The following is a 2,075-nucleotide window of genomic DNA, read 5'->3' on the forward strand; positions in this document are numbered from 1 at the left end:
GTGGTCCGGCTCGTAAGTTCGTGCGGGGTCCTGGCGCACGTCAGGCCTGCGTTCCTGCCTCGTCCGGCTGAAACAGCCAGCAGGCGCGATCCCTAGCTTGTCGGGACGTGGTCGTCGGCCTCGCTGGTGCCACCGAAGCCAGCTGCCGACCTGGGGCGGAGCGATACTCGCCGCGCAGGTTGCCCCGCTCATAGGATAGCGGCGGCATGAATGCACTCTCGGCATCGGGACTTGCCGACCTCGCCGGCACCACGCAGGCCGAGGTCGATCGGCTGGTCGAGTTCGGCATCCTGGTGGCCCGGCCCGGCCCCGTTCCTCGCCAGCGATGTGCAGAAGGTCCGCCTGGCCGAGGCCTGCGAGCAGGCCGGGCTGCCCATGGACGGGATCGCGTCGGCGATTCGGGCAGGCCGACTGTCGTTCGCCTTCCTGGAGGCCTCTCCCTACCAGCGGTGGGCGCTGCGCTCGGCGCGGACCTATCGACAGGTAAGCCAGGAGACCGGGGTGCCCCTCGATCAGCTCCGCAGCGCCCTTGAGTCGATGGGGTTCGCCCGGGTGGGGCCCGACGAGCCGATCAGGGAGGACGAGCTGGCGGTGGTGCCGCTGCTGCAGCTGGGCCTGTCCAGTGGGGTCGTGGACCTGGCCTGGCTGGCCCGGCTCGGCCGCGGCTACGCCGACGGCCTGCGGCTGGCTGCCAACGTCGAGCACGAGGTCTACCGGGCGCGGTTCAAGGAGCCGGTGCTGGCCTCCGGCGCCGACCAGCGCACGGCGATGGAGCTGGCCTCCCAGCTGGCCGGCGACTTCCTGCCGCTGGTGGACCAGGCGCTCATGGGCATCTACCGCCGCCAGCAGGAGCTGGTGTGGACCGAGGACATGGTCGAGGACATCGAGACCGAGCTGGAACGGGCCGGCGTGCTGCGGCGGCCGGAGCGGGTCCCGGCGATGTCGTTCCTAGACCTGGTGGGCTACACGCGGTTGACCGAGGAGCGCGGCGATGCGGCCGCCGCCGAGCTGGCCGAGTCCCTGGCGGTGCTGGTCCGCCCGCGAGCACGGCGGCGTGCCCGCCAAGTGGCTGGGCGACGGGGTGATGTTCCACTTCCGGGAGCCGGCGGGGGCGGTGCTGGCGGCGCTGGGGATGGTGGAGGAGCTGCCGGCGGCTGGGCTGCCACCCGCGCATGTGGGGGTGGCCGCCGGGCCGGTGGTGGCCCAGGGCGGCGACTACTTCGGCCGCACCGTCAACCTGGCCGCCCGGATCGCCGCCTATGCCAGCGCCAGTCGGGTCCTGGTGAGCGAGCCCGTGGTCCAGCGGGCGCCGCCCCAGGGGGTGACCTTCGTCGAGCTGGGGCTGGTGCAGCTTGCGGGCATCGCCCATCCCGTGCGGCTGCTGGAGGCCCGCCGGGCGTAACGGCTGAGGCCTCCGCTTCGTCTCGGCCAGGCCCCGCCGAATGCAGCAGGCCGAGCAGGGCCAGCCGCGACCGGCGACCACGCACGAACCTATGATCCGAACCACTTAGGAGCGGCTGAAGCGACGGATCGACAAGGGCGCGAAGATCGCGATGATCAGGACCGTCCACAGCAGCGTGTAGGCGACCGGGTGCTGCAGGGACCAGGCGGTTGGCTCGGCGGCGACGGCCGGGAGGTTGCCGAACAGCTCCCGGGATGCCTGGGTCACCGCCGAGATCGGGTTCCACTGCGCGAAGATGCGCAGCGGCGCCACCAGGTTCTCGGCGGGGACGAAGGCGTTGGAGATGAAGGTCAAGGGAAAGATCACCATGGTCGCGGCGTTGTTGACCACCTCGACGCTGGGGACGACCAAACCCACGTAGGCCATGATCCAGGAGAACGCGTAGGCGAAGGCCAGCAGCAGGGCGAAGGCCAGCACGGCGTCACCCAGCCCACCGTTGATCCGCCAGCCGACGGCCAGGCCGGCCACGGCCATCACGGTCAGGGACAGCAGGTTGTAGATCACGTCGGTGACGGTCCGACCCACGATGACGGCTGACCGGGACATGGGCAGCGAGCGGAACCGGTCGATGATCCCCTTCTGCAGGTCCTCTGCCAGTCCGGCGCCGGTGAAG

At 71.1% G+C, this 2,075-nt stretch carries 2 protein-coding genes; one reads left to right on the forward strand and one right to left on the reverse strand.

Features of this window, described 5'->3' with window-relative positions; translation table 11 throughout:
- Positions 1 to 1,054: 1,054 nt before the first annotated feature.
- A complete protein-coding gene (locus VF468_08630) occupies positions 1,055 to 1,402 on the forward strand; it encodes an adenylate/guanylate cyclase domain-containing protein (protein HEX5878371.1) in 348 nt (115 codons plus the stop codon).
- A 105-nt stretch (positions 1,403 to 1,507) separates the two neighbouring features.
- On the opposite strand, the gene VF468_08635 is transcribed toward VF468_08630, so the two are convergent.
- The coding region (locus tag VF468_08635; protein ID HEX5878372.1) for an ABC transporter permease at positions 1,508 to 2,075 on the reverse strand (568 nt) is incomplete at its 5' end.

This window comes from Actinomycetota bacterium (assembly GCA_036280995.1).
GTDB lineage: Bacteria > Actinomycetota > CALGFH01 > CALGFH01 > CALGFH01 > CALGFH01.